The sequence below is a fragment of the Clostridium sp. Marseille-P3244 genome (genome assembly GCF_900120155.1).
In the GTDB taxonomy this organism is placed as follows: domain Bacteria; phylum Bacillota; class Clostridia; order Lachnospirales; family Lachnospiraceae; genus Mediterraneibacter.
In genome coordinates this window covers 2,392,197-2,415,397 of sequence record NZ_LT635549.1, presented here as the reverse complement: position 1 = coordinate 2,415,397, position 23,201 = coordinate 2,392,197, and the positions used below count along the sequence as shown (strand labels likewise).

Below are 23,201 nucleotides of genomic sequence, written 5' to 3'. Positions count from 1 at the left end.
AATTTATTATAATTCATTACATAACAGATAACTGGAGAGATGATTTACCCCGCAGGCGCGGTTTTTTTGGGAATATTGTTGAAAAAACCTTCTTTCTGTTGTATTATGCAAATATATGTGGGGACATAAATAATAAAATAGGGAAAGGTGAAAAAATGAAATTTAAAAAGGTACATAGCGCATGCCTGGCAGCAGCTCTTACCTGTTCGCTGGCTGTTACTCCTGTTCTGGCGGAGCCGACGCAGGAGGAGCTGGAAGATCAGAAGGCAGCAGCCCAGAGTGAACTGAGCGACCTTCAGACAGAGCTTGACACTCTGATCGCGAAGGCCAATGAGCTGGAGACAGAACTGATCAGCACCGGTGAAGAGATCCTGCAGGCGGAGGAAGACCTGGAAGAGGCCGAGGCGAAGAAGGAAGAGCAGTACGAGGCCATGAAGCTTCGCATCAAGTATATGTATGAATCGGGCAGCGGTACAGCTACTATGGAGAAGGTGCTGACATCCGGTGATTTTTCAGATATGGTGTCCCAGGCCGAATATTCGCAGAAAGTACATGAGTATGACCGGGCCCAGCTTCAGGAATATGCGAATACTGTGACAGAGATCGAGGATCTTCACACAAAGCTGGAGACAGAGATGGAAAATCTGAAGGCAACGGAAGCGGAATACGAGGCTCAGCAGGCAACATTGACAGAGACGATCTCCTCCAAGCAGGATGAAATAGACAATCTGGATGAGATGATCCAGGAGGCTGCGAGAAAAGCGGAAGAAGAGCGTAGAGCTGCGGAAGCGGCAGCTGCGGCTGCGAATAACAATAATAGCGGTACAGTGTCTTCAGGAGGCGGTAATTACACAGCTCCGCCCTACAATGCAGTGACAGGGAATATCGTTGTCGACCGCGCGTACGGATGTCTCGGACTGCCCTATGTGTGGGCGGCTACCGGCCCCAGTTCTTTTGACTGTTCCGGACTTGTGGGTTACTGTCTGACAGGAAGTTACAGTCGTCTCGGTACTACATATACTTTTATGGGATATCCGCAGGTGAGTGATCCCCAGCCAGGCGATATCTGTGTGAACTGGGAACACTGTGGCATCTATATTGGAAACGGCCAGATGATCCATGCGCCTCAGCCGGGCGATGTGGTGAAGATCGGGCCGGTGCAGAGCGGGATGATCTATGTTCGTTATTAAATAAAATAATTTTGAGAGATATTTTAAGAGCCCTGTGTTTTAGCCACAGGGCCCTTTTTCACATATGGCTCCGGTTCAATAACTGGTTTTTCTGTGTCCCGAAAAGGAGCAAGCTTATTTGGCAGGGACGATCTCCATTATGGTAAGGCCAAGCGCTTTTTTGTAGATATGTTTATTTTGTGAAATATTACGAGAATGTTAAAAATTGATTGATATTTTGGCGGAAGTTTATTATAATTTATAACATATTAAGGAAAATGCTGTAGAAATGCTGAAGAAAACTTATAAAAAGGTGAAAAGATGAATTTGAAAAGAATACGCAGGATGTTGCTGGCAACTGCTCTTGTCTGTTCACTGTCCGTGACCCCGGTATTAGCCGAGCCGACGCAGGATGAACTGGAAGAACAGAAAGCCAGCGCGCAGGATGAGCTGGGAGATCTTCAAGAGGAGCTGGATGAGCTGATCATCAGGGCCAGTGAGCTGGAGACCGAGCTGATCAATACCGGACAGGAGATCACACAGGCACAGGAAGATTTAGAAGTTGCTGAAGCAAAGAAAGAGGAGCAGTACGAGGCTATGAAGCTCCGTATCAAGTATATGTATGAGTCAGGGAGCGGCACGGCTACTATGGAAAAGGTGCTGACCTCAGGGGATATTACGGATATGCTCTCTCAGGCGGAGTATTCTCAGCAGGTTCATGAATATGACAGGGAACAGCTCCAGGAATATGCGGATACAGTGACAGAGATCGAAGATCTTCAGACAAAGCTTGAGACAGAGCTGGAAAATCTGAAGGCGACGGAAGCAGAGTATGAGGCGCAGCAGGCGACTTTGACAGAAACGATCTCTTCCAAGCAGGATGAAATAGATAATCTGGATGAGCTGATCCAGGAAGCCGCAAGAAAAGCAGAGGAAGAACGGAAGGCGGAAGAAGAAGCGGCTGCCGCGGAGAACAGCGGAAACAGCGGTACCGATGAGACTGCGGGAAATGACGGGAGTCCTTCCTATTCAGAGCCATCTTATGATGAGGTAACAGGGAATGCCATTGTTGACCGTGCGTACAGCTGGCTTGGAAGAGCAGAGTACAGTATGGGGGCATGCAGTCCGGGCCTTTTTGACTGTTCCGGATTCGTGGCATACTGTCTGACCGGACAGTATCAGAGGCTGGGAAATACATATACGTTCTTGAGCTGGACCCAGGTAAGTGATCCTCAGCCCGGTGATGTATGTGTGAATGCAGGTCACTGTGGAATATACATAGGGGACGGTCTGATGATCCACTGTGCGGATTATGGCATCGGCGTCATAATCGGATCGGTGCAGAGCGGTATGATTTATGTAAGGTACTAAGAGGGAACCCTGCTGAACTGTTTTTATTCTGTCAGTGCGGTCAGGGAGATTTATATTTAAAGTTGATAGAATTGTAAAAAAGAGCAGCAGTTAACTGCGGAAACGAAGCCGGTCTCCGAAAAGGGAGACCGGTATTTTTATAAGTGTGGATTACCCGGGGGATGCCATGCGCTAAATTGAAATTTTAAATTCCAGTGAAGAGGTAAATTTGGTGTGCTACCCGTCAAGTAGACAATGAAAAAAATATAAAATTTTTGTATTGCCCGGTTTGTGCCGGGCAATCATTTATGCGGGAGTATCCCAAAGTTTGTGTAAACCTTCAAACTGATGTAAGATAGACTTACCAGTTTGGAGGTTTATTTTATGGCAAGAAAAAAGGATACCCCACAAAAAGCAGCCCTTCGAGAAATGATGGGTAACTACATGAAAGAAAACAATGTTAAAGTCAAAGATGGGACAGATGTTAACTCCATCATGCGGGATATGATGTCCATCATTCTGGAAGGTGCTCTGGACCAGGAGATGGACGAGGAATTAGGCTATTCTAAGTATGATTATCGTAACAAGGAAACGGATAATTCCAGAAATGGACATTCTCAGAAGACAATGCATACCAGCTATGGAGACATGGAAATCGACATCCCCAGGGACAGGAAAGGCGGGTTTGAACCGCAGATTGTCAAGAAATACCAGAATACCGTCACTCAGGACATGGAGGAAAAGATCATCTCCATGTATGCCAAAGGAATGACCACAAATGATATTGAAAGCCATATGCGTGAACTGTACGACATCGAAATCTCTGACAGCACCATTAGCCGGATCACGGATAAGATTCTTCCCATTGTGAAAGAATGGCAGGAAAGACCATTGGAAGAAATTTATGCTGTGGTTTTCATGGATGCCATCCATTATCATGTGCGCAATGAAGGACGGATTGTAAGACGTGCAGTTTATAGCGCCATTGGGATTGACATGGAAGGACATAAAGACGTGCTTGGCATGTATGTTGGACAAAATGAAAGCGCGAAATTCTGGCTTTCTATTTTGAACGGGCTAAGGAACCGCGGAGTAGAAGATATCCTAATTGCATGTGTGGATGGGCTGACAGGATTTCCTCAGGCAATTGAGGCGGTATTTCCCCAGACAGAAATCCAGCAATGTATCATTCATCAGATTCGGAATACCACGAAGTTCGTTTCCTATAAGGAGATCAAGCCCCTGATGGCTGATCTGAAACGTGTATATGCAGCTCCAACAGAAGAAATCGCATTAGCAGAGCTGGACAGCTTTGATGACAAATGGAGCGGAAAATACCCGAAAATAGCGAAATCCTGGAAAGATAACTGGGCGAATCTTTCGACTTATTTTAAGTACCCGGAAGCGATCCGCCGTCTGATCTATACCACCAATGCAATCGAGGGATTTAACCGCCAGCTCCGAAAGGTCACAAAATCTAAGACAGTGTTTCCTTCTGATGAGAGTCTCTTAAAAATGCTGTATTTAGCCATGATGGATATCACGAAAAAATGGACAGGCCACCGGCAGGATTGGGGGCAGATCCATTCGCAGCTGGAGATTTTCTTTGAAGAAAGACTATCCGGATTATAAGCAGCTTCCCGTCTGAGAGGGCTGGATTAGCCAGCCCTGCTTGACATGTCTGGAAACTGCATTATAATACAAGCAAGGGCAGAACCTCAAAAAATTGGCTCTGCCCAAAGTAACTAATGACATATCTTATATCAGTTTTTTAGTTTACACAAAACTTGAAACGGTCTCTTTTATGCGGCTAATAACCGTTCATGAAATTCAAACGGTGTTAATACATCAAGGCACCTTTGCGGGCGGTCATTTATGTAATAGTCTATATATGCCATTATCGCTTGTACAAGTTCCTCTCTGGTATGATACTTCCTCCCATAATACATTTCGCGTTTTAGTATCCCCCAGAATCCTTCCATAGGCCCATTATCCGTACAGTGTGCTACTCGGGACATGCTCTGTGTCATTCCCGCGTCTATTAGCTTTTGGTGAAACACGCGGGAAGTGTATTGGAAACCCCGGTCACTATGAAAGATTGGATGAACTCCCGGATTATTTCTTACTGCCTGATCGAAAGTATCAAATATAAGCTGATTGTTATTGTGATCACTTAACACATATGCAACTGGACGATGATCACATAAGTCCAGAATCACACTCAGGTATAGCTTATGGATATGGTCAAATGAAGTGCCATACTTAAACTCTGTTACATCAGTTACCCATTTCTTGTTCAGACCATCTGCATGAAAATCTCTGTTTAAAATATTTTCTGCTATAAAAGCTGGATTTTTCGATGGTCTTGTACAGCCGTCATAACGATATTTCAAGTTTGACCTTATCTGCTGTTTCCTGCATATACGCAGGATCCTCTTATCATTTACTTTGATGCCATTATCGTGACGGAGTTTATCATTCAATCTCCGATATCCCATGTCAGGATGTTCTTGATGGATTGCTTCCAACCGGTCGGAAATCTGTTTGTTCAGCCGGTCATTTGCTGTCTCTATACGGTTCAGCCATTTGTAGTAAGCTGCTCTTGTAATGCCGCCAAGTTTACATAAAGACCGGATTGAGTAATGGTGTTCTTCATGTTCCTCTTTGATCACCTGATAAATGGGTTTGTTCCTTTGCCGGCTCAGCCCCGCCTCCTTTCGATTTCTGCAAGTTTTTTTAAGAAGTCCGCCTCCATTTGTGCGTGCTCTTTTTCGGCCCGCAAAATCCGATTTTCGGCCCGCAGTTTTTCGAGTTCTGACATTTCCTCTTCTGGTTTTCGCCTTCCTCGCCGGTCACGAAGAGCCTCCACTCCCTGCTTCTCATATTTTATCGTATAATTACGTGCCTGTTGGTAAGAAATCTCAAACTGTTCTGCTGTCTTGGCATAATTATGATCATGAGCGATGCAGTATTGCACGATTTCAACCCGTTCATCGAAGGTGGTTTTTCTTCCTTTGGTCATGATAGCATTTCCTCCTGTTCCGGAAGCTTTCAGCTTCTCATGTCCATTATACTTCAAAACCCACTGTCTGATTGTAGTTTCGGCAGGAATGTTATAGGTAACTGCCAGTTCCCAGTAAGATCCTTCTCCGTTTAGATACGCTTCAACAACATCTTTTTTAAAGGAGGCTGGATAAGATTGATTGTGACCTGTTCTGATGAAAGCGGATTCTCCGAATGTTTTATACTTGTTAACCCATCTAGTAAAAACGGTTTTACTCACTCCAAGTTCACGTGCGTGAGAGAGATGGGATCCGTTTCCTGAAATGTAATCTTTTACAGCCTGCAGTTTCACTTCTGGTAATATTCCTCTAGGCATAATAAAACTCCCTTCTAGATAAACAGTTTTACTATTTCAACTGTCTACCTAAAGGGGAGCATATCAATTCCACCATACTTTATTTTTTGCAGATTTTACAGGGGATTTTTAAGCAAAATCTCCTGTTTTCTGTTATAATTAGCTAAACTCATCGAAAAATACTTGATTTCTGGGCATGGGAAACGGACCGCTGGAATACAGTGTGCATGACTGAATTCCACCGGCCACATCTAAAAAATGTGAAACGTTTACTTCCAGTCTGACAGCAGATTTCGATCAGTTGATTAGTGGTTAAAGCGGATCAGCTTAGGCGTCAGATTTACCTCATCCGGGGCAATCGGTCTAAGCTGAAACGCGTTTAAGACCTCTTCTCCAAGTGCTTCCAACGCGACGCTGTATGGCGTCCTTCCACCCAGGCTTTCCCTTGGTGTGGAATTGATATGATTCACAATCAGGTTTACGTCCCATTGCGTAAGGAATTCAAAACTGGGTCCTTTTGGGAGGATCATCCGCAGCATCGTATGTGCCTGTTCCAATCCGCCCTTCTGCCCACTCTGCATCGGGTCACAGTAATAAATGCTGGAACGCTGTATTCCGTCCACTCCGGTTTCCAAAGCATCCGGATCACCAAATTCAGAGCCCCGGTCCGTCAGGATATATTCAAACACGGAAGCGAATTCATAGGTTCCCATACGCTTTTCCAGACGGTCAAAAACAAGACGGACAGCGCCTTTCGTGCAGCGGTTCATCAGAAAAGCAAGGAAGAGTTTTTCTTGGGTGAAAAACATGGTCAGCAGGGTCTTTTTTGATTCCCTGGAAGAATGAACCGTATCCATTTGGACATAGCCTGTAAGGGAAAGGGAACAGAAGTCACGATAGGATCGGTTGGTAAAGACTGCCCTGTCCGTGATCTGTGTTTTATGGCACTTTCTTGGCTTGAAATGGACCTTCCGCTTCAGATCTATGTTCCTGGCCGTAAAGAGCCCCTGGTCAAGGTACGAATACAGGGTACGGACGGACATGTCCAGTTCCGGGTGGTTTGTCAGGATATGATAGGGAGACTGTCCCTGTTCGATCAGCGGGGAAATGATCTGATCCTTTTTGTGAAGCTCCCGTTTAGTCGTGTTGATCCCTGCTCTGGAATCCCGGAGTTTTTCCCGGTATTTCCTGTCAGCGAACCTGGCGTTATAAGAGTATTTGTGGGCAATCGTGCAGTGATTGATTTTTTTCGTACAGCCGTTGCAGACATAGGGAGCCCGGTCAAGCCTGACGCAGCGCTCTTTTTCAAAGTTTCTGCAGGTTTGGTTGCAGGTAGGACAGGATGCGCATTTGATTCCGCAGAGGACAATCTTTCCGCAGGCGTTCGTCTTCTTACAGTGAAAGCGGTGAATGCAGAAGTTTTTGGCATTATAGAAAGTCCCTTTGTGATACCAGTCTGAGAGACGGTGAGCTCTGACTTCTTTAGAGATTGTGGTCGGATCCTTACACAGGAACCTGGCAATATCCTTAAAGGAAGTGCCTTTATTCAGTTCGTTTTCAATATAGATACGGTTTTCAAGGGTAAGGTGTTTTTGGTTACCAGGAATATATTTACTCATGATGAGCCTCCTTCTACTGCTGTCAGAAGGAGAGATAACCATACCATGGATGTATGAAAGAGTAAATATCAACTGTGCAGAAGTAAACGCTACTCCCCCTGGGGGAGGTGGAATTTAAAATTTCATTTTTGGGGGGATGCCATGCTTATTCCGGCGCCTTGCCATGGAAGAAAGGGTGTGATAGAATGGATGGGAACTTGACAGAAAGGATGAGTATATATGATCCAGGGACTGATCCATATCTACTGTGGCGACGGCAAAGGAAAGACCTCGGCTGCGGTGGGGCTTGCCGTGCGTGCGGCAGGACGGGGCGAGAAGGTTCTTTTTGCCCGTTTCCTGAAGAATGAGGATTCGGGAGAACTGAACGTACTGGACGCAATTCCGGAGATCGATGTCATCCATCTGGATAAAGTGTATGGTTTCTTTTACAGACTGAATGAAGAGGAAAAGGAAGAAGCGGGGAGAACCTACAGAGATCTGTGGAAGGAAATTCTCGGGCGGATATCCGATGAAGCGTATGGCGTCCTGGTCATGGATGAATTTATGGCAGCCTGGCAGTACGGGCTGATTCCCCGGGAGGAAGCGCTTTCGTTCCTGAAAGAGAAACCTGACAGTCTGGAGGTCGTCCTTACGGGACGGGATCCGGATGACCGTCTTGTGGAACTGGCAGATTATGTGTCAGAGATACGCAAGGTGAAACATCCCTTCGACCGGGGCATCCGGGCGAGAGAAGGGATTGAGTACTGAAAGCCAGATCCGGCATACAGGTTAAAAGAATGTGGCTGCTGTGCGAAACGCGCAGGGCCGCCGAGGAAGCAGGTGAGAATCCTGCACAATACCCGTTGCTGTATTGGAAGAGCAGCATCCCATTTCTGCGATGCGTCTTTTGTCCCAAACGACAAAAGCCGGAAAGCGGAAGGTCACTGTGGGCGGCAAGCCTGTGGGAAGGCGGGATGTCTGTGATGACGCCTAAGTCAGAATATTCACTTTTAACCGGGTCTGGAGGTTACGGGGATATGACCGGTGTATGCCGCAAATCTCTTTTTTGTGGCGCCGGAAATATCAGATGGGAGGAAATTCCCACTTTCACAGAGTATGGCGTTTTCTGTTTTTCCCAGAACGGCGGCATACTTAAAAATCGTCACAAAAGGAGGAAAAAATGAAAACATCAGAAAAGAATCTGATCAAAGCATCCATCGCGATTGCCGCGATGTCTGCTGTCGTGCCTGTTTCGCACGCGATGCACATCATGGAAGGCTACCTGAGCGCAGGCTACTGCGTGGCGTGGGGAGCCGTCTGCCTGCCGTTTCTGATTGCAGGTTTTATTTCACTGAAAAACAAAATAATGGAAAACCGCAGAAATATTACCCTGATCGCCATGGCAGGGGCTTTTATTTTTGTGATCTCATCACTGAAGATCCCCTCAGTCACCGGAAGCTGTTCCCATATGACGGGAACCGGGCTGGGGGCGATTCTGTTCGGCCCGTCAGCTGTCAGCATACTGGGTATCATCGTCCTGCTCTTTCAGGCTCTGCTTCTGGCTCACGGGGGGCTTACAACGCTGGGTGCCAATACATTCTCCATGGCCATTGCCGGGCCCGTTGTATCTTTCGGGTTGTACAGGCTGTGCCGGAAACTGGGGATAAACCGTAGGACAGGCGTTTTTCTGGCCGCTTTTGCAGGGGATTTGTTTACTTACTGTGTGACAAGCATTCAGCTGGCTGTCGCATACCCGTCAGAAACGGGTGGAGTAGCTGCTTCCGTGTTAAAATTTCTGGGAGTGTTCGCTCCGACACAGCTTCCGCTTGCCGTGATTGAAGGAATCCTTACGGTGGTTATCGTGATCGGTCTGGAAACCTACGCGGGTCCGGAACTAAAAATGATCGGTTTTATTCGTGAAAGTAAGGAGGGAATATAAATGTCCAAAAATGCGAAGACAGTTATCCTTCTTCTTATTATTGTAGTATTGATTACTGTGATCCCGCTTGCGGCATTGAGAGGAGCAGAGTTCGGAGGCTCCGACGACGCAGGGAGTGTGATGGTAGAGGAGATCAGTGGAGAGTATGAACCATGGGCTGTTCCGGTATTGGAAAAAGCGCTGGGCGGAGAGATTCCGGGAGAGATTGAGAGCCTGATCTTCTGCGTGCAGACCGGGATCGGAGTCGGAGTGATTGCGTTTTTTATGGGCCGTTTCGTAGAGCGCAGAAAATGGATGAAAAAAGATGATTATCATTGACAAGCTTTGTTATCAGTCCGGATTGAGATATGTCAACGCGGCAGAAAAGTGTGCATATACTCTGCTTGGGCTGGTGATCTGTATTGTAAGCCGGTCTTATCTTGCAGCGATGTTTGTGTTTGCAGTGAACGGGATTCTGACCGTGAGAATCGGGAAGATTCCTGTGTCCCGGTACATTAAACTGCTGCTGATTCCCGGGGCATTTTTACTTGCGGGGACGCTGGCGCTTTTTATCGATGTAGGCAGGACACCTCTGGACGCCTTTGCAATTCCTGTAGGAGGCTGGTACATTACCGGGAGTTTTGCCTCCATAAAAGAGGGTGCCCGGCTGTGCACCACCGCGATGGCCTCGGTGGCCTGTCTCTATTTTTTGGCGCTGAATACAACGATGACAGATATTCTGGAGGTGCTTAAGAAACTGCACCTTCCAGCTCTGATTATTGAACTGATGCTTCTGATCTACCGGTTCATTTTCGTATTTCTGGAGACGGCGTCAGCTATTATGACTGCTCAGGAATCAAGACTGGGAAACAGAAATTTCCGGACAAGGATCCGGTCTTTTGGAGGTATGGGCGCGGCGCTTTTTGTCCTTGCGCTGAAACGGGCCAACGCCCTTTATGATGCGATGGAGTCGCGTTGTTATGACGGGAGGATTCGTGTACTGTCACAGGAGCGTCCGCCAAGGAAAAAAGAGATCGCTCTGATTGTGCTGTTCGCACTGGCGGCCGTCGGTCTGGCTGTGGCAGGATAACATTCCGGTTCTGTAGCGGGAACATTCAATATGAGGTATAATAGGAAAAGTAATGAGAGGAGCAGATCATGGAGAAGGACTGGATCGTAGAGACAGAAGGGCTCTGTTATACTTATGAGGGCGGCACGCAAAAAGCGCTGGATCACGTAGATCTCAGACTGCGCCGGGGATCCAGGACGGCCTTCATGGGCGGGAACGGCTCCGGAAAATCCACCCTGTTCCTCTGCCTGAACGGAATACGCAGGCCGGACAGCGGAGAGATCCGGATCGGCGGAAAACCGATCGAATACACGCGCAGAGGGCTTATGGATGTACGGCGCAGAGTGGGCGTGGTCTTTCAGGAGCCGGACAACCAGCTGTTTTCTGCCAGTGTGTATCAGGAAATCTCCTTCGGGATCCTCAATTTAGGAACAGAGGAAGAACAGGCCCGGCGGGAAGTAGAGCAGGTGATCAGGGAACTGGGGATTATGTCTTTTCAGGACCGTCCGGCGCACGCTCTCAGCGGCGGCGAGAAGAAACTGGTGGCCATTGCGGACATTCTTGTTATGCATCCGGAAGTGATGATACTGGATGAGCCGGCGTCTTCCCTTGATCCGAAACACAGGAAAAAAGTAAGAGAGATCACGGAAGGGCTGACAGAGAAGGGGATCACGGTCCTTATGGCGACCCATGACGTGGACTACGCATACAGCTGGGCAGATGAGATCATTCTGATGCAGGAAGGCAGAGTGATCCGGCAGGGAACGCCTCTCCAGGTATTTTCCGACCGCGCCGCGCTTGAGGCTGCGGGACTGGAAATGCCTGCGGTGCTGCGGATATGGGAGAATATGAAGAAGCGGGAACGGATCCTTTCAGAAGAAGCTCCGCCCCGGAATCTGGAAGAGCTGGAACAGTTTTTATGTGCGGGGACTGTATCATGACCACTGCAGAACAGGAGGACGCAGAAATGAACAAAGGGATTCTGATTGTGAGTTTCGGGACCAGTTATCTGGATACACTGGATCGGACGATCGGCGTGATCGAGAGAGAAGCCGCGGAAACTTTTCCCGACCGGCGTGTATACCGGGCATTTACAAGTCATATGATCATCCGGAAACTTAAGAGCCGGGAAAACCGGAAGGTAGACACCGTGGAAGAGGCGCTGAAACGCATGGCGGCAGAAGGCATAGAGGATGTGATTGTCCAGCCCACCCATATCATCAACGGTGTGGAGAATGACCGGATGATGGAAGATCTGAGGGAACACAGGGGCCTGTTTCGGCGAATCCGGGCAGGAAGGCCGCTGCTGAGCAGTGTGGAGGATTATAAGAAAGCAGTTCACGCGGTGATGGGACAAACGAAGCTGGAAGAGGGAGAGATGCTGGTGCTTATGGGACACGGGACAGACCACCATGCAAATTCCGCCTACCCTACACTGGAATATACCTTCCATGCCCTCGGCTATGAGCAGGTGCTGGTGGGTACTGTGGAGAACTTCCCGGAGCTCAAAAATGTAATGACAAAGCTGGAGATATCTGGAAAGAAAAAGACTGCCCTGATGCCATTCATGCTGGTGGCGGGGGATCATGCCCAAAATGACATGGCCGGGGAAGAGGATTCCTGGAAGAGTCGTCTGGAAGAGAAAGGGTACGACGTGAGGGTGATCATGAAAGGGCTGGGAGAGTTTTCCGGGATCCGGAAGATTTTCATGGAACACATCGAAGAGGCAGAAAGTGAAGACACGGTTTGACCCGGAGTGACAGGAAGGAAACGGAGGATATGATCAGAAAATTTCAGGAAACAGATATAGATGCTGTAATGCGGATCTGGCTGGAGTCAAACACGGAGGCCCATGATTTTATCCCTTCAGCGTACTGGGAGGAACATTTTGCCCAGGTGGGGGAGATGCTTCCCCAGGCGGAAGTGTATGTTCTGGAGGAACAGAAGTTCACGGAAATCCTGGGATTTATCGGGCTGAACGGGGATCATATAGAAGGGATTTTTGTCCGAAGAAAAGCCCGGTCACAGGGGGCAGGAAAGCAGCTGCTGGATTTTGTAAAAAAGATCCGTTCCGGGCTGACCTTACATGTTTACCAGAAAAACCGCAGGGCGGTCAGATTCTACCGGCGGGAAGACTTCACGATCCAAAAAGAGGATATCGATCCGGAGACCGGAGAGGCGGAGTATATCATGGAGTGGAAGAAAACGTCCGGGGCACAGGGCATGCCGGACAGCAGAGCACAGGAGGAGCCGAAGGTATGAAGCTGAAAAATATCCTGATCGTGGTAAAGGATATGGAGCGGTCAAAAAGATTTTACAAAGAGTTGTTTGGACTTGATGTTGTATTGGATCATGACGGTAATGTGATCCTGACGGAAGGACTGGTCCTTCAGGAAGTTTCGATCTGGGAAAGGCTGACCCGGAAGGAGGCAGTTTTGTATCACAATGCGGCAGAACTTTACTTTGAAGAGACTGATATCCGGGGATTTCAGGAAAAACTGGACAGCTATGACAAAACCATACAATATGTAAACAGGCTGCGGGAAGAGCCCTGGGGACAGAGAACCATCCGATTCTATGATCCTGACGGAAATCTCATTGAGGTAGGAGCGCCTGTACAGATGAATTAAAAAAAGGAGGAAGAAATGATGCTGGAAGTAGGAACAAAAGCGCCGGCTTTTGAACTGCCGGATCAGAATGGACAGACCCACACTCTGGAGGAATACAGGGGCAGGAAGGTGGTCCTGTATTTTTACCCGAAGGATAATACGCCCGGCTGCACAAAACAGGCGTGCGGGTTCGGGGAACGATATCCCCAGTTTACAGAGAAGGGCGCGGTGGTGATCGGAGTGAGCAAAGACAGCGTGGCTTCCCACAAGAAATTTGAGGAGAAGTACGGCCTGCCGTTTCCCCTTCTGTCTGATCCGGAACTGACCTGTATCCAGGCCTATGATGTGTGGAAGGAAAAAAACATGTATGGCAGAAAGACTATGGGTGTTGTGAGGACGACCTATCTGATCGATGAGGAGGGAATTATCATCCGGGCATTCGGAAAGGTCAAAGCGGCTGAGAATCCGGCGCAGATGCTGGAAGAACTCTAAAATGAAGTTTTGGACATTGTGCGGATTTGACGATTTTGTGGAATAGCGAGGTGAAGACTCATGAAGATCCCAAGGAACAGAATTGATATCGCGATCGAAGTGCTCTGCCTGGTGATCCTGGCAGGGGTGACGATCTATGTCCTGGCCGGGTGGAGCTTTTTCCCGGACCAGATCCCGATGCACTATAATGCGGCCGGAGAGATCGACCGCTGGGGATCCAAGGGGGAGATCTTCTTTCCGCTGGCCGTAACGTGGATCCTGTACCTGTTCATCACATTGCTGAGCAGGCATCCGGCCATGTGGAATACCGGGGTCAGTGTCACGCCGGAAAACAGCGCCCGGGTCTACCGGATCCTGAAATATATGATCGGGACACTGAAGCTGGCCATGGTGGCTGTCCTGTCCTATCTGACAGTCAATACATCTACTGGAGGACCCCTTCCGGGATGGTTTCTGCCGGTCACTCTGATACTGACTCTGGGAGATATTGCTTTCTGGCTGATCTGCCTGATCCGGAACAGATGACGGAAGGAGGGCTGCGCATGATGGAGATCGGAAGAACCCGCTTTGGGCTCCGGTTGGGATATACTACCGGGAGCTGCGCGGCGGCCGCGGCAAAGGCATCCGCCCGGATGCTGTTTTCCGGGGAAGAGATCCCGCAGGTACAGCTGACGACCCCCGCGGGCATCCGGCTCTGCCTGGAGGTAGAGAAGATCACGAGGACAGCAGACTTTGTGGAATGTGGGATAAGAAAATACAGCGGGGATGATCCGGATGTCACCGACGGGCTGTTGATCTTTGCCAGAGTAGAACGGCTGGCAGAGGGCAGAGTGGAAGAACTGTGCTTTTGTGAGGGGCAGGTGCTCATTGACGGCGGAGCCGGGGTGGGGCGCGTCACAGGACCGGGACTGGAGCAGTCCGTGGGACAGGCAGCCATCAATCCGGTGCCCCGCAGGATGATCGGGCAGGAAGTAAGCCAGATCTGTTCCCGCTATGGATATCAGGGCCGGGTCAGGGTCACCATCTCCATTCCGGAGGGAGAAAAGACAGCTCTGCTCACGTTTAATCCCCGGCTGGGGATCCGGGGTGGGCTGTCGGTCCTGGGCACTACCGGGATCGTGGAACCCATGAGTGAGAAGGCACTGACAGATACCATCTGGCTGGAGATGAAGATGCGAAAAGAGCAGGGACATACATATTGTCTTGCAGTCCCCGGAAATTACGGGATGGAATTTTTAAGAGACGTTCTCCATATCGAGGAGAAAGACGCCGTAAAATGCAGCAACTATATCGGCGAGGCCATTGATGACGCGAGGATCCTGGGGATGAAAGGACTCCTCCTGGCGGGGCACGCGGGAAAATTCGTGAAGCTGGCGGCAGGAGTGATGAATACTCATTCCAGGCAGGCGGACTGCCGGATGGAAGTGCTGGCATCCCACGCGGCTATGGCCGGAGCCGGCCGGGAGACCGTGTGTCGGCTTATGGACTGTGTCAGCACAGCGGAGGCCTTCGGGATCCTGAAAGAGAAGCAGATGTTGGTGCCCGTGATGAAGACCGTGACGGAGCGGATCGGGTTTCATCTGAGCCAGAGGGCCGGGCAGCAGCTGCAGGTGGGAGCAGTGGTGTTCACACCGGAAGAAGGAATCCTGGGGAAGACCAAAGGATCGGACTGCCTGCTGGAACGGATCCGGCAGGAAGCCACCAGGATATCGGAGAAAGGATGACAGGATGCCGGGAAACGGACGACAGAGAAAGGATGACAGAGAAAGGATGACAGGAAGATTTACAGGGGCAGGGGTAGGGCCCGGAGATCCGGGCCTGCTGACACTGTCCGCGGTGAGGCTGATCCGGGAGTGTGATGTGCTGGCAATCCCGGTGTCAGACAGAAATTTTACAGAACCGGCACTTGCGTGGAAGGAACCGGAGGAAACCGGCAGCAGAGGGCTAAATGGGTATCTGGCGGGCTGTGCGGCTTATCAGACTGCGCTTCAGGCAGTGCCGGAGATCTCCTCAAAGCCGAAGATTTTCCTGCCTATGCCGATGATCAAAGACCGGGAGACGCTCAAAGAGATCCATGACAAGGGAGCAGAGTTTGTGGCCGGGGTCCTGGAGCAGGGGAAGGATGTGGTCTTCCTGACCCTGGGTGATCCGACGCTGTATTCCACCTGTATGTATATCCATAAGCGGCTGAAGAACAAGGGATTTCCCACGGCACTGGCGGCAGGTGTTCCGTCTTTCTGCGCAGCGGCGGCCCGGATGGACATGGCACTGGCTGAGAACCGGGAAGAACTGCATATCCTGCCGGCATCCTATGACATCGAAGCCGGACTTGCCCTGAAGGGGACGAAGGTGCTGATGAAAGCCGGAAGAAATATGGCGGAGGTAAAGCGCCTTCTGACCGGACAGGAGCTGGATGTGGGAATGGTGGAGAACTGCGGGATGGACAGAGAGCGTGTCTTTTTCTCGGCGGAAGAGATACCGGAAGACGCAGGATACTATTCCCTGGTAGTGGCAAAGGAGAGAAAAAAGAAGGGAGCAGGATCATGATCACATTTGTGGGAGCCGGGCCGGGAGCGAAAGACCTGATCACAGTCCGGGGACAGCGCCTTCTTGAGAAGGCGGATATTGTCATTTACGCGGGTTCTCTTGTCAATCCGGGACTTCTGTCTTTGTGCCGGGAGGGATGCGAGATCTATAACAGCGCGGAAATGACCCTGGAGGAAGTCCTGGAGGTCATGTTTTCAGGAGACCGGGCGGGGAAGGAGATCGTGCGTCTCCACACCGGGGATCCTTCCCTCTACGGGGCAGTGAAAGAACAGATGGATGCGCTGAAAGAGCAGGGGATCGCCTGGGAGGTATGCCCGGGTGTCAGTTCTTTCTGCGGCGCGGCGGCGGCTCTGGGCGCAGAGTATACACTTCCCGGGGTGTCTCAGTCAGTGGTCATCACCCGGATGGCGGGAAGGACTCCTGTGCCGGAGCGGGAATCCATCCGAAGCTTTGCCGTTCATCAGGCCACCATGGTCATTTTCCTGAGCGCCGGGATGCTGGAACAGCTGTCGGAGGAACTGATATCCGGAGGATATGCTCCGGACACTCCCGCGGCCATTGTATATAAAGCCAGCTGGCCCCAGGAGAAGGTGCTGCGGTGTACGGTAGAGACGCTGGCGGAGACTGCGGAGATAGAGAAGATTTCCAAGACAGCGCTGATCGTCATCGGGCGTATTCTGGAAGGGGAATATGACAGATCCAGACTCTATGACCCTTCCTTTTCAACAGAGTTCCGGAAGGTGGAAAAGAAATAAGGGAGAGAAACAATGAGCAAGATCTATGTGACGGGCCTGGGTCCCGGAGCCCCGGATGAGATGACGGTCCGGGCAAGAGAAGTGCTGGAACACTGTCCGGTCATTATCGGGTATACGGTTTATATTGATCTGATCCGGGAGATGTTCCCGGACAAACGATTCCTGAGCACTCCCATGCGGAGGGAGACAGAGCGTTGTCGCATGGCTTTCGAGGAGGCAAAAAAGGGTGTCGACGTGGCCATGGTGTGCAGCGGCGACGCAGGCGTGTACGGTATGGCAGGGCTAATCTGCGCTCTTGGGAGGGACTATCCCGGGATCGGGATCGAGATCGTACCGGGGGTTACGGCGGCCATCAGCGGAGCGGCGCTTTTAGGAGCACCGCTGATGCATGATTTCGCGGTTATCAGCCTGAGCGATCTGCTGACGCCATGGGAAGTGATAGAAAAACGTCTCCGGGCGGCCGGCGGGGCGGATTTTGTGATCTGCCTGTACAATCCTTCCAGCAGAAGGCGGGCAGATCATCTGCGAAAAGCCTGTGAGATCCTTCTGGAGTACCGGAAGCCGGAGAATGTCTGCGGGATCGTGCAGAATATCGGAAGAGAAGAGGAGTCCTGCCGTATCCTTTCGCTGGAACAGCTGAGGGACACACCGGCAGATATGTTTACCACGGTATTCATCGGGAATTCCGGCACAGTGGAACTGGAGGGAAGAATGGTGACGCCCAGGGGGTACAAAGATGTATGAGAACAGACAGAAAATAGCCCTGATCGGGATCGGAACAGGAACGCCGGATCTGCTGACGCCTCAGGCGGAGAAAAGGATCCGGGAGAGCAGCTGCCTGATCGGAGCCGGACGGATGCTCCAGTGCGCCCGGCAGATCCCGGAGCTGCCCCGGAAACCGGAGTTTGAGGAATACCGGGCAGACCGGATCGTTTCTTTCCTGGAAACACACGGCGAATACCGGGACGCGGCTGTGCTCCTGTCCGGGGATCCGGGATTTTTCAGCGGGGCGGAAAAGTTAAGAAAAGCGTTCTTCCGGCGGCCGGACCGGTTTGAGACCGAGATTATTCCGGGAGTCTCCACGCCTGCTTATCTGGCAGCCCGGCTGGGGATCTCCTGGGAAGACGCGGTTCTGGCAAGTCTTCACGGAACCGAGGGGAATTTTATCCGCATGGTGGATCAGAACAGCAAAACCTTTCTGCTGCTGGGCGGCAGCGATTCCGGAAAAAGACTGCTGGAGGGCCTGCGGGAATACGGGTTCGGGGACGTGATCCTGTATGTGGGCAGAAGGCTTGCCTATCCGGATGAACAGATCCTGTCCGGGCATCCGGGAGATTTCCGGGAACAGGATCTGGACGGACTTTGCGCTGTCTTTGTCATCAATCCGTCTCCCTGTCTGCGCCGCGGCCCTCACAGAAGGGACCGGGAGTTCATCCGGGGGGACGTGCCCATGACCAAGGAAGAGGTACGGGCGGTCAGCATCGCCCGGCTGGAACTGGAGGATATGGCAGTGGTCTATGACGTAGGGGCAGGCACCGGGTCTGTCTCGGTGGAGGCCGCCCTGTCAGGGGAGTGCATCCGGGTATACGCGGTGGAAAAAGTCCCGGAAGCGGTCCGGCTCCTGCAGGAGAATCGAAGGAAGTTTCGGGCAGACGGAATCCGTATCATAGAGGGAGAAGCTCCGGAAGCCCTGAGAGATGTGGAGCCGCCCACCCATGTGTTTATCGGGGGAAGCTCCGGCCGGTTAAGAGAGATCCTTCAGGAAGTGCGGCGGAAAAATCCACAGGCCCGGATCGTGATCAATGCCGTTTCTCTGGAGACTGTGGAGGAGGTAATGCAGGCGGAGAAGGCAGGACTTCTGGAACAGCTGGAAGTCACCCAGATGACCGTCTCACGGGCAAGGCAGGCAGGAACGCATCATCTGATGACGGGAATGAATCCGGTTTATATCTTTTCCGCGGGAGGTGGAAAGGAATGAGGACACAGGACAGCAATACAGGGGCGGCGGTTCCGGGTTTCCTGATCGCGGCGCCTGCCAGCGGGAGCGGGAAGACGGCGGTATCCTGTGCCCTGATGGCGGCTTTCCGGGACCGGGGACTGAAGGTAAAGGCGTGCAAATGCGGTCCGGACTATATTGACCCCATGTTCCACCGGGAAGTGCTGGGACTGGATTCCAGAAATCTGGATCTGTTCTTCTCCGGCAGGGAGGAGCTGAAAGAAGGATACGTCCGTCACGGGACCGGGGCGGATCTGGTGATTACGGAGGGAGTCATGGGATATTATGACGGCCTGTCCGTGGACTCCTGGGAAGCCAGCTCCTACGATATGGCCCGGACTCTGGGACTGCCTGTTATACTGATCCTTCCCTGCCGGGGAGCGGCGCTCTCCCTTGCGGCAGTGGCCGCAGGCATGGCCGGACACCGGCCGGACAGTTCCATTAAAGGTATTTTGTTAAATCAGGTCTCTGAAGCCCGTTATCCTGGAATGAAGTCCATGCTGGAGAGGGAACTGGACCGGATGGGGTATAAGATTCCGGTGCTGGGCCGGATCCCGACGGATGAGGCCTTTCATTTCGAGAGCCGTCATCTGGGGCTGGTGACTCCTCAGGAGATCCGCAGCCTGAAAGAACAGATGGCCCGGGCGGGCCAGATTCTTTCGGGAACTGTGGAACTGGACCGGATCTTGGAACTGGCGGGATACCCGGGAAATGCCGGAGGCGGAAAGAACGCCATCGGAAAGTGCCGGGAGAGGACAGAGGAGAAGGGCAGGGATACAAAAGATGGGAAGATCCCGTCCATCCGGCCGGATCGCCTGAGGATCGGCGTGGCCCGGGATGCGGCATTCTGCTTTTCCTATCCGGAAAATCTGGAACTGCTCCGCAGTCTGGGTTGTGAGATCATCCCGTTCAGTCCGCTTTCAGATGACAGGCTGCCGGAGGATCTGGACGGGCTGATCCTGGGCGGCGGATATCCGGAACTGTACGCCCGGGAACTGTCAGAGAGAAAAGAGATGTTCCGGGACGTCCGGAAGGCTCTGGGGGCCGGAATGCCCTGTCTGGCGGAATGTGGAGGATATCTGTATCTTCACGAGACGATCCGGGACAGAGAGGGCCGGGACTGGCCCATGGCGGGCGTGGTAAAAGGCAGCGCTTATCCCGGGACGGGCCTGAAGCAGTTCGGATATGTGAAGATCCGACTTTCCGGGGAATCCGAGGCAGAAGGTACCGAAAGCTATCTTCTGCCGGGGGAGACAATCCGGGGACATGAGTTCCACTATTGGGACAGCACCGCCGAAGCGAAAAGCTGTGTAGCCGAAAAGCCGGACGGGAGGCGAAGCTGGCGATGTATCCGGGCAGAAGGGAATCTGTTCGCCGGATTTCCTCACCTTTATCTTCCGTCTCTTCCCGCTTTCGCCGGCCGGTTTGCCGGCCGGTGCGGGACATGGAGACAGAGCGTAAGGGATGGCAGGGAGAAGACAGGCTGTCCGGGGAGGTACTGAGATGAAATTGGAAGAAATACTGGGAAAGATCAAAGGCGCTGATGCGGCCGCCATGGAGCAGGCCGGGAAGCGCTGGAAATCGGTGGCAAAGCCTTTGTTCAGCCTGGGGAAGCTGGAGGACGCGGTGATCCGGATCGCCGGTATCCGCAAAACTGCGGATGTTGTGCTTAAGAAAAAAGGACTGGTGATCCTGTGCGCGGACAACGGGGTGGTGGAAGAAGGAGTGACCCAGACCGGACAGGAAGTAACGGCTGTCGTGGCGGAAAATTTCACGCGGCATGCGGCAAGCGTGTGTATGATGTCTGAAGTGGCGGGGGCGGACCTTTTTCCCGTGGACATCGGCATGGCAGTGGATGTGCCCGGGCTTACGAAGCCGGAGTATAAGGTGGCCTTCGGCACCCGGAATATGGCACGGGAGCCGGCCATGACAAGAGAGCAGGCAGAGCAGGCCGTTCTGACCGGGATCCGGCTGGCCGGAGAACTCTCGGAGCAGGGATATGACATCCTGGCCACCGGGGAGATGGGCATCGGGAACACCACCACCAGCAGCGCCGTGGCCTCTGTCCTGCTGGACTGTGATCCGGAGAAAGTGACAGGCCGGGGGGCCGGTTTGAGTGACCAGGGACTGCGCAGAAAGACGGAAACGATCCGCCGGGCCATCCGGCTTCACCAACCCCGCCGGGAAGATGTCCTGGATGTGCTCTCAAAGGTGGGAGGACTGGATATTGCGGGACTGGCCGGAGTATTTCTGGGCGGCGCCATATACCACATTCCCGTGGTGGTCGACGGATTTATCTCCTCGGTGGGCGCTCTCTGCGCCGCACGGATGGCGCCGGACGCGGCAGATTATATGCTGCCGTCCCACCGGTCCGGGGAACCGGCAGGAGGGATGGTTCTGGACGCGCTGGGGCTGTCCCCGTTCCTTGACTGTAACATGACGCTGGGAGAGGGCAGCGGCGCGGTGGCTGTACTGCCGCTTCTGGAGATGGGGCTGTCCGTTTACCGGGAGATGGCGACATTTGCGGACATCCACATCGAAGAATATAAAGAATTCAGGTGAGGCAGGATATGACGATCTTAAAGGCGATGGCAGTGGCCATTTCTATGTATTCCAGGATTCCGGTGCCCAGAGTGGAGTGGGAGGAAAAAAATATGAAGTATGCGATGGGTTTCTTCCCGGCAGTGGGGGTGTTCATCGGCGCGGCAGAGCTTCTGGCGGGAAGTCTGATCCTGGAATATACCACAGCCGGAGCGCTGCTTTTCGCTGCGGTGATGACCCTGATCCCCGCAGCGGTCACCGGAGGGATCCATCTGGACGGATTCGCCGATACCGTTGACGCGCTGAGCTCCCACAAAGACCGGGAGAGCAGACTTGCCATCATGGAGGATCCGCATACAGGGGCGTTTGCCGTGATCGGACTGTGCTGCTATTTCCTCGCCGTCTTCGCCCTCTTAAGCGAGATCCCGGGAAAGGAAGATCCGCGGCGGATCCTGATCCTGACCGCCCTGATCTTTCCGGTATCCAGGGCGCTGAGCGGGATCGCGGCAGTCAGTTTTCCTCCCGCGAAGAAACGGGGATTGCTGCGGACCTTCCAGGAAAAGGCGCAGAAAGGAACGGTCCGCCTGATCCTTGCCGTTTGGCTCCTTCTGGGCGCGGCAGGAATGATCCTTGCGGACTGGAGGCAGGGATGCATGATGCTGGCTCTTGCCGGGGCGGTGTACGTGTATTACTATGGACTCTGCAGACGGCAGTTTGGAGGAACCACAGGGGATCTGGCAGGATATTTTCTGCAGCTTTGCGAGCTGGCCATGCTGGCGGGGGCAGTGCTTACAGGATAGAAAAGGAGACGGAAGGATTGAATGACGGATTGATTGTATCTGCGGCCTGTGCCGCAGGATTTCTCCTGGATCTGATCCTGGGAGATCCGGTCTGGCTGTACCATCCGGTCCGGCTGATCGGGAAAGAGATCTCAGCTTTAGAGGCCCTGTTGCGAAGAGGCCCCGGGAGAAGCCATCCTGCCGCGGCCGGCGCTGTGATGTGGATCCTGGTGGCGGGGACTTTTTTTCTTATTCCGCTGGGAATCCTGTACGGGGCCCGTCGGGTCCATCCGGCCCTGTGTTTTGCCCTGGAGGCGTTCTGGTGTTATCAGATCCTGGCGGCGCGCAGTCTGTGGAACGAGAGCATGAAAGTATATGACAGGCTGAAGGCCGGGGATCTGGAAGGCTCCCGCAGGGCTGTGTCCATGATCGTGGGAAGGGATACAGAGAACCTGACGAAGGAGGAAGTGAACCGGGCAGCCGTGGAGACGGTGGCGGAGAACACGTCTGACGGCGTAACGGCACCTCTGCTCTTCCTGCTGCTGGGGGGAGCGCCGCTGGGATTTCTGTACAAGGCAGTGAACACCATGGATTCCATGGTCGGATATAAGAATGACAGATATCTTCGGTTCGGTCGGATTCCCGCCGGGATGGATGATCTCTTCAATTACATCCCGGCCCGGGTCACCGCGGTGTTTATGATCGCGGCGGCGTATCTGACCGGGATGAACGGAAAAGGCGCCCGGAAGATCTGGAAGAGGGACCGGAGAAAACACGCCAGCCCCAACGCGGCGCAGACAGAGTCTGTCTGTGCCGGGGCGCTGGGCGTAAGGCTGGCGGGAGACGCTTTTTATTTCGGAAAACGATATCAGAAGGAACAGATCGGGGATGCCCTGCGGCCCATTGAGCCGGAGGATATTCCCCGGGCAGGACGTCTGATGTATGTGACAGCGGTATTGATGCTGGCCGTGTTCGGAGGGATCCGGACGGCGGCAGGGCTGTTGATGTAAAACGGCGGAA

25 protein-coding genes and 1 riboswitch are annotated in these 23,201 nt (G+C 52.3%); of the genes, 22 read left to right on the top strand and 3 right to left on the bottom strand.

Annotated features, from left to right (window positions below; translation table 11 throughout):
- Positions 1–155 precede the first annotated feature (155 nt).
- The 3 genes from BQ7367_RS13310 (at position 156) to BQ7367_RS13300 (ending at position 4,151) form a co-directional block, all read left to right on the top strand.
- Positions 156–1,190, top strand: a complete 1,035-nt coding sequence (locus BQ7367_RS13310) for a coiled-coil domain-containing protein (protein WP_072525874.1) — start codon at positions 156–158, stop codon at positions 1,188–1,190.
- A 300-nt stretch (positions 1,191–1,490) separates the two neighbouring features.
- Complete coding sequence (locus BQ7367_RS13305; RefSeq protein WP_072525873.1) at positions 1,491–2,540, top strand: coiled-coil domain-containing protein; 1,050 nt, start codon at positions 1,491–1,493, stop codon at positions 2,538–2,540.
- 408 nt (positions 2,541–2,948) lie between these two features.
- Positions 2,949–4,151: an IS256 family transposase gene (locus BQ7367_RS13300; RefSeq protein WP_200786814.1), complete on the top strand. Its 1,203-nt coding sequence runs from the start codon at positions 2,949–2,951 to the stop codon at positions 4,149–4,151.
- A 170-nt stretch (positions 4,152–4,321) separates the two neighbouring features.
- On the opposite strand, the gene BQ7367_RS13295 is transcribed toward BQ7367_RS13300, so the two are convergent.
- From BQ7367_RS13295 to BQ7367_RS13285, 3 genes are all read right to left on the bottom strand, one after another.
- A complete protein-coding gene (locus tag BQ7367_RS13295) occupies positions 4,322–5,200 on the bottom strand; it encodes an IS3 family transposase (protein ID WP_235837623.1) in 879 nt (292 codons plus the stop codon).
- Between the two features lie 20 nt (positions 5,201–5,220).
- Entirely contained in the window at positions 5,221–5,898 is a 678-nt protein-coding gene (locus BQ7367_RS13290; protein ID WP_072525871.1) for a helix-turn-helix domain-containing protein, read from the bottom strand.
- A gap of 284 nt (positions 5,899–6,182) precedes the next feature.
- The gene (locus BQ7367_RS13285) at positions 6,183–7,496 is read right to left on the bottom strand and encodes an IS30 family transposase (RefSeq protein WP_072525870.1); all 1,314 of its coding nucleotides are present in this window, start codon (positions 7,494–7,496) and stop codon (positions 6,183–6,185) included.
- 219 nt (positions 7,497–7,715) lie between these two features.
- Here BQ7367_RS13285 and BQ7367_RS13280 point away from each other — a divergent pair, with 219 nt between their 5' ends.
- From BQ7367_RS13280 to cbiB, 19 genes are all read left to right on the top strand, one after another.
- Positions 7,716–8,243 (top strand): cob(I)yrinic acid a,c-diamide adenosyltransferase, encoded by a 528-nt coding sequence (locus BQ7367_RS13280; RefSeq protein ID WP_072525869.1) that lies wholly within the window; start codon positions 7,716–7,718, stop codon positions 8,241–8,243.
- An 8-nt stretch (positions 8,244–8,251) separates the two neighbouring features.
- Positions 8,252–8,501: riboswitch (cobalamin riboswitch) on the top strand.
- A 154-nt stretch (positions 8,502–8,655) separates the two neighbouring features.
- The gene (locus BQ7367_RS13275; RefSeq protein ID WP_072525868.1) at positions 8,656–9,414 is read left to right on the top strand and encodes an energy-coupling factor ABC transporter permease; all 759 of its coding nucleotides are present in this window, start codon (positions 8,656–8,658) and stop codon (positions 9,412–9,414) included.
- The gene (locus BQ7367_RS13270) at positions 9,415–9,732 is read left to right on the top strand and encodes an energy-coupling factor ABC transporter substrate-binding protein (protein WP_072525867.1); all 318 of its coding nucleotides are present in this window, start codon (positions 9,415–9,417) and stop codon (positions 9,730–9,732) included.
- Positions 9,719–10,483 (top strand): cobalt ECF transporter T component CbiQ, encoded by a 765-nt coding sequence (cbiQ, locus tag BQ7367_RS13265; protein WP_072525866.1) that lies wholly within the window; start codon positions 9,719–9,721, stop codon positions 10,481–10,483. The genes BQ7367_RS13270 and cbiQ overlap by 14 nt, the downstream gene beginning before the upstream one ends.
- Positions 10,484–10,551: 68 nt before the next feature.
- The gene (locus tag BQ7367_RS13260) at positions 10,552–11,403 is read left to right on the top strand and encodes an energy-coupling factor ABC transporter ATP-binding protein (RefSeq protein WP_072525865.1); all 852 of its coding nucleotides are present in this window, start codon (positions 10,552–10,554) and stop codon (positions 11,401–11,403) included.
- A 26-nt stretch (positions 11,404–11,429) separates the two neighbouring features.
- A complete protein-coding gene (locus BQ7367_RS13255; protein WP_072526228.1) occupies positions 11,430–12,212 on the top strand; it encodes a sirohydrochlorin cobaltochelatase in 783 nt (260 codons plus the stop codon).
- A gap of 29 nt (positions 12,213–12,241) precedes the next feature.
- Entirely contained in the window at positions 12,242–12,724 is a 483-nt protein-coding gene (locus BQ7367_RS13250; RefSeq protein ID WP_072526227.1) for a GNAT family N-acetyltransferase, read from the top strand.
- A complete protein-coding gene (locus BQ7367_RS13245) occupies positions 12,721–13,092 on the top strand; it encodes a VOC family protein (protein WP_072525864.1) in 372 nt (123 codons plus the stop codon). The genes BQ7367_RS13250 and BQ7367_RS13245 overlap by 4 nt, the downstream gene beginning before the upstream one ends.
- A gap of 18 nt (positions 13,093–13,110) precedes the next feature.
- Positions 13,111–13,563, top strand: a complete 453-nt coding sequence (locus BQ7367_RS13240; protein ID WP_072525863.1) for a peroxiredoxin — start codon at positions 13,111–13,113, stop codon at positions 13,561–13,563.
- Positions 13,564–13,623: 60 nt separating this feature from the next.
- On the top strand, positions 13,624–14,088 hold the full coding sequence (locus tag BQ7367_RS13235) for a DUF1648 domain-containing protein (protein ID WP_072525862.1): 465 nt from the start codon (positions 13,624–13,626) through the stop codon (positions 14,086–14,088).
- A 17-nt stretch (positions 14,089–14,105) separates the two neighbouring features.
- Positions 14,106–15,287 carry a cobalt-precorrin-5B (C(1))-methyltransferase CbiD gene (gene cbiD / locus BQ7367_RS13230; protein ID WP_072525861.1) on the top strand — a complete coding sequence of 394 codons (1,182 nt, stop codon included), beginning with the start codon at positions 14,106–14,108 and terminating at the stop codon, positions 15,285–15,287.
- A gap of 46 nt (positions 15,288–15,333) precedes the next feature.
- Entirely contained in the window at positions 15,334–16,110 is a 777-nt protein-coding gene (locus tag BQ7367_RS13225; RefSeq protein ID WP_072526226.1) for a precorrin-2 C(20)-methyltransferase, read from the top strand.
- Positions 16,107–16,865 carry a precorrin-4 C(11)-methyltransferase gene (cobM, locus tag BQ7367_RS13220; RefSeq protein WP_072525860.1) on the top strand — a complete coding sequence of 253 codons (759 nt, stop codon included), beginning with the start codon at positions 16,107–16,109 and terminating at the stop codon, positions 16,863–16,865. Before BQ7367_RS13225 ends, cobM begins: the two co-directional genes overlap by 4 nt.
- A gap of 12 nt (positions 16,866–16,877) precedes the next feature.
- Positions 16,878–17,609 (top strand): precorrin-3B C(17)-methyltransferase, encoded by a 732-nt coding sequence (cobJ, locus tag BQ7367_RS13215; protein ID WP_072525859.1) that lies wholly within the window; start codon positions 16,878–16,880, stop codon positions 17,607–17,609.
- Complete coding sequence (locus BQ7367_RS13210; protein ID WP_072525858.1) at positions 17,602–18,843, top strand: bifunctional cobalt-precorrin-7 (C(5))-methyltransferase/cobalt-precorrin-6B (C(15))-methyltransferase; 1,242 nt, start codon at positions 17,602–17,604, stop codon at positions 18,841–18,843. The genes cobJ and BQ7367_RS13210 overlap by 8 nt, the downstream gene beginning before the upstream one ends.
- A complete protein-coding gene (locus BQ7367_RS13205; RefSeq protein ID WP_072525857.1) occupies positions 18,840–20,363 on the top strand; it encodes a cobyrinic acid a,c-diamide synthase CobB in 1,524 nt (507 codons plus the stop codon). Before BQ7367_RS13210 ends, BQ7367_RS13205 begins: the two co-directional genes overlap by 4 nt.
- A 1-nt stretch (position 20,364) precedes the next feature.
- Positions 20,365–21,423, top strand: a complete 1,059-nt coding sequence (gene cobT, locus BQ7367_RS13200) for a nicotinate-nucleotide--dimethylbenzimidazole phosphoribosyltransferase (RefSeq protein WP_072525856.1) — start codon at positions 20,365–20,367, stop codon at positions 21,421–21,423.
- 8 nt (positions 21,424–21,431) lie between these two features.
- Complete coding sequence (locus tag BQ7367_RS13195) at positions 21,432–22,202, top strand: adenosylcobinamide-GDP ribazoletransferase (RefSeq protein WP_072525855.1); 771 nt, start codon at positions 21,432–21,434, stop codon at positions 22,200–22,202.
- 17 nt (positions 22,203–22,219) lie between these two features.
- Complete coding sequence (cbiB, locus tag BQ7367_RS13190; protein WP_442855389.1) at positions 22,220–23,191, top strand: adenosylcobinamide-phosphate synthase CbiB; 972 nt, start codon at positions 22,220–22,222, stop codon at positions 23,189–23,191.
- Positions 23,192–23,201 lie beyond the last annotated feature (10 nt).

Bases quoted from the DNA above. Each gene is read 5' to 3' on its own strand.
- cobT (WP_072525856.1), top strand. From the start codon at position 20,365: ATGAAATTGGAAGAAATACTGGGAAAGATCAAAGGCGCTGATGCGGCC.
- BQ7367_RS13270 (WP_072525867.1), top strand. From the start codon at position 9,415: ATGTCCAAAAATGCGAAGACAGTTATCCTTCTTCTTATTATTGTAGTA.
- BQ7367_RS13225 (WP_072526226.1), top strand. From the start codon at position 15,334: ATGACAGGAAGATTTACAGGGGCAGGGGTAGGGCCCGGAGATCCGGGC.
- BQ7367_RS13195 (WP_072525855.1), top strand. From the start codon at position 21,432: ATGACGATCTTAAAGGCGATGGCAGTGGCCATTTCTATGTATTCCAGG.
- BQ7367_RS13310 (WP_072525874.1), top strand. From the start codon at position 156: ATGAAATTTAAAAAGGTACATAGCGCATGCCTGGCAGCAGCTCTTACC.
- BQ7367_RS13210 (WP_072525858.1), top strand. From the start codon at position 17,602: ATGTATGAGAACAGACAGAAAATAGCCCTGATCGGGATCGGAACAGGA.
- cbiD (WP_072525861.1), top strand. From the start codon at position 14,106: ATGATGGAGATCGGAAGAACCCGCTTTGGGCTCCGGTTGGGATATACT.
- BQ7367_RS13300 (WP_200786814.1), top strand. From the start codon at position 2,949: ATGATGGGTAACTACATGAAAGAAAACAATGTTAAAGTCAAAGATGGG.
- BQ7367_RS13260 (WP_072525865.1), top strand. From the start codon at position 10,552: ATGGAGAAGGACTGGATCGTAGAGACAGAAGGGCTCTGTTATACTTAT.
- BQ7367_RS13250 (WP_072526227.1), top strand. From the start codon at position 12,242: ATGATCAGAAAATTTCAGGAAACAGATATAGATGCTGTAATGCGGATC.
- BQ7367_RS13255 (WP_072526228.1), top strand. From the start codon at position 11,430: ATGAACAAAGGGATTCTGATTGTGAGTTTCGGGACCAGTTATCTGGAT.
- BQ7367_RS13245 (WP_072525864.1), top strand. From the start codon at position 12,721: ATGAAGCTGAAAAATATCCTGATCGTGGTAAAGGATATGGAGCGGTCA.
- BQ7367_RS13275 (WP_072525868.1), top strand. From the start codon at position 8,656: ATGAAAACATCAGAAAAGAATCTGATCAAAGCATCCATCGCGATTGCC.
- BQ7367_RS13285 (WP_072525870.1), bottom strand. From the start codon at position 7,496: ATGAGTAAATATATTCCTGGTAACCAAAAACACCTTACCCTTGAAAAC.
- BQ7367_RS13235 (WP_072525862.1), top strand. From the start codon at position 13,624: ATGAAGATCCCAAGGAACAGAATTGATATCGCGATCGAAGTGCTCTGC.
- BQ7367_RS13290 (WP_072525871.1), bottom strand. From the start codon at position 5,898: ATGCCTAGAGGAATATTACCAGAAGTGAAACTGCAGGCTGTAAAAGAT.
- BQ7367_RS13305 (WP_072525873.1), top strand. From the start codon at position 1,491: ATGAATTTGAAAAGAATACGCAGGATGTTGCTGGCAACTGCTCTTGTC.
- BQ7367_RS13240 (WP_072525863.1), top strand. From the start codon at position 13,111: ATGCTGGAAGTAGGAACAAAAGCGCCGGCTTTTGAACTGCCGGATCAG.
- BQ7367_RS13205 (WP_072525857.1), top strand. From the start codon at position 18,840: ATGAGGACACAGGACAGCAATACAGGGGCGGCGGTTCCGGGTTTCCTG.
- cobM (WP_072525860.1), top strand. From the start codon at position 16,107: ATGATCACATTTGTGGGAGCCGGGCCGGGAGCGAAAGACCTGATCACA.
- cbiQ (WP_072525866.1), top strand. From the start codon at position 9,719: ATGATTATCATTGACAAGCTTTGTTATCAGTCCGGATTGAGATATGTC.
- BQ7367_RS13280 (WP_072525869.1), top strand. From the start codon at position 7,716: ATGATCCAGGGACTGATCCATATCTACTGTGGCGACGGCAAAGGAAAG.
- cobJ (WP_072525859.1), top strand. From the start codon at position 16,878: ATGAGCAAGATCTATGTGACGGGCCTGGGTCCCGGAGCCCCGGATGAG.